This is a genomic window from Streptomyces sp. A1277 (genome assembly GCF_004795015.1).
GTDB lineage: Bacteria > Actinomycetota > Actinomycetes > Streptomycetales > Streptomycetaceae > Streptomyces.
In genome coordinates this window covers 36,268-42,500 of record NZ_SSBI01000061.1, presented here as the reverse complement: position 1 = coordinate 42,500, position 6,233 = coordinate 36,268, and the positions used below count along the sequence as shown (strand labels likewise).

The window sequence follows — 6,233 nt, the reverse complement described above, 5'->3', positions numbered from 1 at the left end:
GCCCGACGTTCAGCAGCCCGGACTTCACGAGCCCCGATTTCGGCGGCCCGGAGCACGAGCTGGACTGACCGGGAGCGGGGGCCGGAGCCGTACGGGACCCCCGCGCCGGGTCAGTCGGCCAGCGGCAGGTACACCCGGTTCCCGCCCGCCGCGAACTCACGCGACTTCCTGAGCATCCCCTCGGCGACCTCCTCGGCCGTCGCCTCCGCGGCCGCCGAGGAGCCGAACTGCTCGCTGATGCTGTGGCTGATCTTCATCGAGCAGAACTTCGGACCGCACATCGAGCAGAAGTGCGCCGTCTTCGCCGGCTCGGCCGGCAGGGTCTCGTCGTGGAACTCCCGTGCGGTGTCCGGGTCGAGCGCCAGGTTGAACTGGTCCTCCCAGCGGAACTCGAACCGCGCGTCCGACAGCGCGTCGTCCCACTCCTGCGCCCCCGGATGCCCCTTCGCCAGGTCCGCCGCATGGGCCGCGATCTTGTACGTGATGACGCCGGTCTTCACATCGTCCCGGTTCGGCAGGCCCAGATGCTCCTTGGGCGTCACGTAGCAGAGCATCGCCGTCCCCCACCAGGCGATCATCGCGGCGCCGATGCCCGAGGTGATGTGGTCGTACGCCGGCGCGATGTCGGTGGTCAGCGGGCCGAGCGTGTAGAACGGCGCCTCCTCGCAGATCTCCTGCTGGAGGTCGATGTTCTCCTTGATCTTGTGCATCGGGACATGGCCCGGTCCCTCGATCATGGTCTGCACCCCGAACCGCTTGGCCACCGCGTTGAGCTCGCCGAGCGTGCGCAGTTCGGCGAACTGGGCCTCGTCGTTGGCGTCCGCGATCGACCCGGGGCGCAGCCCGTCGCCCAGGGAGTACGTCACGTCGTACGCGGCGAGGATCTCGCAGAGCTCCTCGAAGTGCTCGTACAGAAACGACTCCTTGTGGTGCGCGAGGCACCACGCCGCCATGATCGAGCCGCCCCGGGAGACGATGCCGGTCTTCCGGCGGGCGGTCAGCGGCACGTACGGCAGGCGTACGCCGGCGTGCACCGTCATGTAGTCGACGCCCTGTTCGGCCTGCTCGATGACGGTGTCCTTGTAGATCTCCCAGGTCAGCTCCTCCGCCCGGCCATCGACCTTTTCGAGGGCCTGGTAGAGGGGAACGGTGCCGATCGGTACGGGTGAATTGCGAAGTACCCACTCACGGGTGGTGTGGATGTTGCGGCCGGTGGAAAGGTCCATGACCGTGTCGGCGCCCCACCGGGTCGCCCACGTCATCTTGTCCACCTCCTCCTCGATGGAGGACGTCACCGCGGAGTTGCCGATGTTGGCATTGACCTTCACCAGGAACCGCTTCCCGATGATCATCGGCTCGGTCTCCGGGTGGTTGACGTTGGCCGGCAGCACCGCGCGACCGGCGGCGATCTCCTCGCGCACCACCTCCGGCGCGACGTTCTCCCGGACCGCGACGTACTCCATCTCCGGGGTGACCTCGCCCCGGCGGGCGTACGCGAGCTGGGTGACGGGCCGCCCGTCCCCGCTGCGCCGCGGCCTGCGCGGGCGGCCGGGGAAGACCGCGTCCAGATTGCGCAGCCCGCCCCGGGGCGCGGTGTGCTTGAGCCCGTCGTCCTCCGGGCGGGCGGGGCGGCCCGCGTACTCCTCGGTATCGCTGCGGGCGATGATCCAGTTCTCGCGAAGGGGAGCGAGTCCGCGGCGGACGTCGGTCCCGACGGCGGGATCGGTGTACGGACCCGAGGTGTCGTACAGCGTCACGTCGTGGCCGTTGGTGAGGTGCACCTGACGGACGGGCACCCGGATGTCCGGGCGCGGGCCCTGGACGTATCCCTTGTGCCAGCCGATGGACTTCCCGGCCTCGTCGCCCTGGTTGGAGGCAGGCGTGCGTGTGTCCGATGTGGTCATGAGACCTACTCCCTACGCCGGCATTACCCGGTAACAGGTTCGGCGGTCGGCGCAGCGTCTCCCGTACGGTCGTACGGCGGTCAGCGCCCTCTCAGCCCGGTGCTCCGAGCTCCCGCGTGTGCAAAGGTGCCACCACGCTAGCGGTCGTCAGGGCGACCTGAACAGGGGGCCTCTTTCTTCTTGCGATGATCGGCCGGTGACGCCCCCTCATCGCGACTCAGAACCGCAGGGTCATCAGCAGCACGCCCATACGCACAGTCATGGCCCCGCCGCGCCCGTCTCCGCCCACCTGCGCAAGGTGATCGCCGCCGTGCTGATCCCCTTCGCGGCCGCCGTGCTCGTCGGTCTCGTGGCGCTCTGGCCGGGTGGTGCGCCGGCGCACGAACGGACCGGTGTCGGCTTCGACCGGCAGACCCAGCAGGGGAAGGTGGTGAGTGTCGTCAAGGTCGACTGCAAGGACGTGAACGCCGCCCAGCTCCCCGTCAGCGGCGAGACCACCCCGCCCACCGGCGAGCAGCCCACCGGCGACAGCCTCTGCGAGAAGGCCACCGTCGAGGTCACCGGCGGCCCGGACCGGGGACGCAGATTCGTCGAGGTCGTCCAGCCGGACGCCCCGCGACAGCTCGGGGAGGGCCAGGGGGTGGTGGTGGCGTACGCCCCCGACGCACCCCATGACCTCCAGTACTCCGTGACGGACGTGAACCGGGAGTTCCCCCTGGTGCTGCTGGCGGGGATCTTCGCCCTCGCGGTGGTGCTCGTGGGCAGGATGCGCGGGGTGATGGCGCTGGTGGCGCTCGCCCTGTCGTTCGCCGTGCTGACCCTGTTCATTCTGCCGGCCATCCTGCAGGGCTCGAATCCGCTGCTGGTGGCGGTCGTCGGGGCCGGCGCGATCATGCTGGCCGCGCTCTACATCTGCCACGGTCCGACCGCCCGCACCTCCGTCGCCGTCATCGGCACCCTGATCTCACTGCTGCTGATCGGGCTGCTCGGCTCGCTGTTCATCGGCTGGGCGAGCCTGAGCGGGAACACCGACGACAACACCGGCCTCATCCACGGCCTGTATCCGCACATCGACATGAGCGGCCTGCTGCTGGCCGGCGTCATCATCGGTTCCCTGGGCGTGCTCGACGACGTGACGGTGACCCAGACGTCGGCCGTCTGGGAACTGCGCCAGGCCAATCCCACCATGAGTGCGAAGCAGCTCTACCGGGCAGGGATCAGAATCGGACGCGATCACATCGCCTCGGTGGTCAACACCCTGGTGCTCGCCTATGCGGGCGCCGCGCTCCCCCTCCTGCTGCTGTTCTCGGTCGCGCAGAGCAGCGTGGGTACGGTCGCCAACAGCGAGCTGGTGGCGGAGGAGATCGTGCGCACGCTGGTCGGCTCGATCGGACTGGTCGCCTCCGTACCCGTGACGACCGCGCTCGCGGCGCTGGTCGTCTCCGCGGACCGCACGGGGGTCGGCGCGGAAGCCGGAGCTTCGGCACCCGTGCGGAGCGGCAGGGGCCGGCGGCGACGGGTGAAGCCCTGACCGGAACACGGAGCGTGATTCACCCGTTCGGCAGGTGTCGTGTTCGAGTGTCATGAGAGGTCCGAGGACACGGTCTCCTTCAGCCGGCGTTCTGCTCTTCGGCCAGAATGCGCCCCAGCGCCTCCTCCAAATTGCCGTCGAAGTCACCCAGTGTGCACTCCTGCCCGAGCGGCACCAGCTTGTCCGTGCGGTCGAGGAAGGCGACCAGGGGCGCCGTGCCCGCCCTGAAGAGCGCACGGTCGGCGCCCACCTGCAACCGGATGTGGACATCTGACAACCCTTCGGGCTCGGTCGGCCCGATGTGTACATCGCCGTCACCGCTGGGGCTGTTGAGGCCGTCGAGCAGCAGCTCACGGCCGAAGGCCCAGGTGACGGGGGCGTCGCCGGGCAGATGGAAGGTCATCCGGATCGCGTACGGATCGCACACTTCGTACCGGAGCTCCACCGGGATACGGAATGAGAGCTCCTCGGAGACGAGGAAGCTCATCATGACCTCAGCTTGAACCGACTCGCGCATCGTTCAACCCCGCAGTAGATGAATCTGGCCAGGAATGATCCCCCATGGCCCTATTGACGCCATCGTGGTGCACGCGATAGCAGATCACAAGGAGTGATTTTTCAGATACTGATAGAGAACACGAACGAGCGCAAGAGGCTGGCCACTTCACCGCGTAGTCGTTCGACTGCGGGGAGCAACCGTTCTTCCTGGTCGACAGGTACCGAAATGGCCATCGCGGCAGCGGTGAATCCGGCCGTGATCGGGATCGCCGCACAGACCGTCCCGAGGGCGTACTCCTGACGTTCGATGACCGGTTCCGTATGCTCCAGCGACCGCAGCCGGGCGAGGAAGGTCGCACGGTCGCGCACGGAGTACCGGGTCAGCGGACGGACCGGATGCCGGTCCAGATGGTCCTCGCGGGCCCGCTCGTCCAGCCGGCTCAGCAGGCACTGGCCGATCGCGTGCGCGTGGCCGGTCTCCCGGAAGGCGGCCCACTCGTCGACCGCCGGTACCTCGGGGGTGTCCGCCACCGCGAGGAGCTCGATCTCGCCCTCGCGGTAGATGGCGCAGTAGACGGGAGCTCCCACGACGTCCCGCCAGCGGCCCAGCGACTGGACCACGGTGCTGCGACGGTTCGGCAGGGCGCCGTCGCCCACCAGGCGTTCCGCGGCCGCACCGAAGAGGAAGACGCCGTTCTCCCGGCGCAGATATCCCTCGTAGGTCAGGGTCCGCAGCAGGTGGTAGGCGGTGGGAAGGGGAAGCCCCGCTTCCCTCGCGAGCTGTTTGGCCGGGGCCCCGTCGCGATGGGTACCCACGGCCTCCAGCAGTCTCAGCGCCCGCTGCACCGACCCGATCAGCGTCGGAACAGCCCTACTCGATGCCGTGGTCAACGGTCACCCCCAGGCGTGGTGACGGGCGGTCAGCCCGCCCGTGGGGGCCTCCCCCACAGGTCTGCCGCGGACCTGGGGGTCCGGGGGCCGGATCCCGTACAAACCGCTGGTCAGGGTGGTGACTAACGGCGCTTTTCCCAGGCGGCGACAGCGAACTGTCACTGTATCGGCAGCCTGGTGACCGGGGGCCGATTCGCCTTTCCCTTAGCTCAGCTGGGCTAATCGCCCGTCGGGCGTACGGTCACCATCCGTTGCCGGAGGACGACATGAACTTCCGCACGAGGAAGACCAGGCCGCCGACCAGGATCACGAAGATCAGGATCTTGAAGAGCAGTCCGACCACGAACGTGACCAGGCTGACGATCAGCCCGCCGAACACGACGATCGCGATCACGGGCACCGCGATCCACTTCACCCACCAGGGCATACCAGCGAATATCTCCCGCACGGCCATCGTCCTTACCTCGTCTCTGTGAGTTCCTGCTCCGATGCTAGAGGCGAAAGGGTGGCCCCCGGGGCCCGGGAAGCCCTTGAACTCCCCTGATCGATCCCCTAGGGAACCCCGGGACGAGGACCGGTCGGCGGGAGAACGGCCTCCGAGGGGTCAGCCCTCGGGCGGTGAGAAGACCACCATCACGCGCAGATCCTCGGTGATGTGGTGGAACTTGTGGGCGGTGCCGGCGGGTACGTACACCACACTCCCTCTCCCCACCTGCGTCGTTTCCATGCCGACGGTGATCGACGCGCGCCCGCTGACCACGAAGTAGACCTCGTCCTGGCCGTGCGGTTGCTGCGGGTCGAGCTCGCCGGCGTTCAGGGCGTACAGGCCGACCGACATGTTCCGCTCGCGAAGGAACTGCAGGTACGCACCGTCGTTGGCGGCCCGTTCCGCCTCCAGTTCGTCCAGCCTGAATGCCTTCATGGCCCGTCCGCCCCTTGCCTCTGTCCAGCCGGTGTCCGCCACCGATCATGTCTGCCACGATCAGACACATGAAGAATTTCGTAGTCAAGACGATCGCCAACGCGGGTGCGCTGGCCGTGGCCATCTGGCTGCTCCAGGACATCACGCTGACCGGCGGCAGCACCGGCCGCAAGGCCCTGACCCTGATCCTGGTCGCGCTGATCTTCGGCCTGGTCAACTCCGTGGTCAAGCCCGTGGTGAAGCTGCTCACCCTGCCCCTCTTCATCCTCACGCTGGGGCTGATCACCCTCGTGGTGAACGCGCTGATGCTGCTGCTCACCTCGTGGCTGGCCGACGTGTTCGATCTGAGCTTCCACGTCCACGGCTTCTGGACCGCCGTCCTCGGCGGCCTGATCGTCTCGATCGTGTCCTGGGCGCTGAACGTCGTCCTGCCCGACGAAGACTGATCGACGACCACCTGCGAAAGTGCGGGCAGGACCGGTGACCG

The 6,233-nt window shown here is 68.1% G+C and carries 7 protein-coding genes and 1 riboswitch; of the genes, 2 read left to right on the top strand and 5 right to left on the bottom strand.

Annotated elements, in window-relative coordinates; translation table 11 throughout:
• Positions 1-110: 110 nt before the first annotated feature.
• A complete protein-coding gene (thiC, locus tag E6R18_RS30630) occupies positions 111-1,904 on the bottom strand; it encodes a phosphomethylpyrimidine synthase ThiC (protein WP_136320135.1) in 1,794 nt (597 codons plus the stop codon).
• A riboswitch (TPP riboswitch) is annotated at positions 1,897-2,030 on the bottom strand. Its footprint overlaps the gene before it by 8 nt.
• Positions 2,031-2,100: 70 nt before the next feature.
• Here thiC and E6R18_RS30625 point away from each other — a divergent pair.
• Positions 2,101-3,435 (top strand): YibE/F family protein, encoded by a 1,335-nt coding sequence (locus E6R18_RS30625; protein ID WP_206308472.1) that lies wholly within the window; start codon positions 2,101-2,103, stop codon positions 3,433-3,435.
• A 79-nt stretch (positions 3,436-3,514) separates the two neighbouring features.
• Here E6R18_RS30625 and E6R18_RS30620 read toward each other — a convergent pair whose 3' ends face one another.
• The 4 genes from E6R18_RS30620 to E6R18_RS30605 form a co-directional block, all read right to left on the bottom strand.
• Positions 3,515-3,952: an SsgA family sporulation/cell division regulator gene (locus E6R18_RS30620; protein ID WP_136320134.1), complete on the bottom strand. Its 438-nt coding sequence runs from the start codon at positions 3,950-3,952 to the stop codon at positions 3,515-3,517.
• Between the two features lie 101 nt (positions 3,953-4,053).
• The gene (locus tag E6R18_RS30615; protein ID WP_276607276.1) at positions 4,054-4,824 is read right to left on the bottom strand and encodes a helix-turn-helix domain-containing protein; all 771 of its coding nucleotides are present in this window, start codon (positions 4,822-4,824) and stop codon (positions 4,054-4,056) included.
• 241 nt (positions 4,825-5,065) lie between these two features.
• Positions 5,066-5,278 carry a DUF5326 family protein gene (locus tag E6R18_RS30610; protein WP_168712481.1) on the bottom strand — a complete coding sequence of 71 codons (213 nt, stop codon included), beginning with the start codon at positions 5,276-5,278 and terminating at the stop codon, positions 5,066-5,068.
• 150 nt (positions 5,279-5,428) lie between these two features.
• On the bottom strand, positions 5,429-5,746 hold the full coding sequence (locus tag E6R18_RS30605) for a cupin domain-containing protein (RefSeq protein ID WP_136320132.1): 318 nt from the start codon (positions 5,744-5,746) through the stop codon (positions 5,429-5,431).
• A 68-nt stretch (positions 5,747-5,814) separates the two neighbouring features.
• On the opposite strand from E6R18_RS30605, the gene E6R18_RS30600 reads away from it, so the two are divergent.
• On the top strand, positions 5,815-6,192 hold the full coding sequence (locus E6R18_RS30600) for a phage holin family protein (protein WP_136320131.1): 378 nt from the start codon (positions 5,815-5,817) through the stop codon (positions 6,190-6,192).
• Positions 6,193-6,233: the final 41 nt, after the last annotated feature.

Bases quoted from the DNA above. Each gene is read 5' to 3' on its own strand.
- thiC (WP_136320135.1), bottom strand. From the start codon at position 1,904: ATGACCACATCGGACACACGCACGCCTGCCTCCAACCAGGGCGACGAG.
- E6R18_RS30620 (WP_136320134.1), bottom strand. From the start codon at position 3,952: ATGCGCGAGTCGGTTCAAGCTGAGGTCATGATGAGCTTCCTCGTCTCC.
- E6R18_RS30610 (WP_168712481.1), bottom strand. From the start codon at position 5,278: ATGGCCGTGCGGGAGATATTCGCTGGTATGCCCTGGTGGGTGAAGTGG.
- E6R18_RS30605 (WP_136320132.1), bottom strand. From the start codon at position 5,746: ATGAAGGCATTCAGGCTGGACGAACTGGAGGCGGAACGGGCCGCCAAC.
- E6R18_RS30600 (WP_136320131.1), top strand. From the start codon at position 5,815: ATGAAGAATTTCGTAGTCAAGACGATCGCCAACGCGGGTGCGCTGGCC.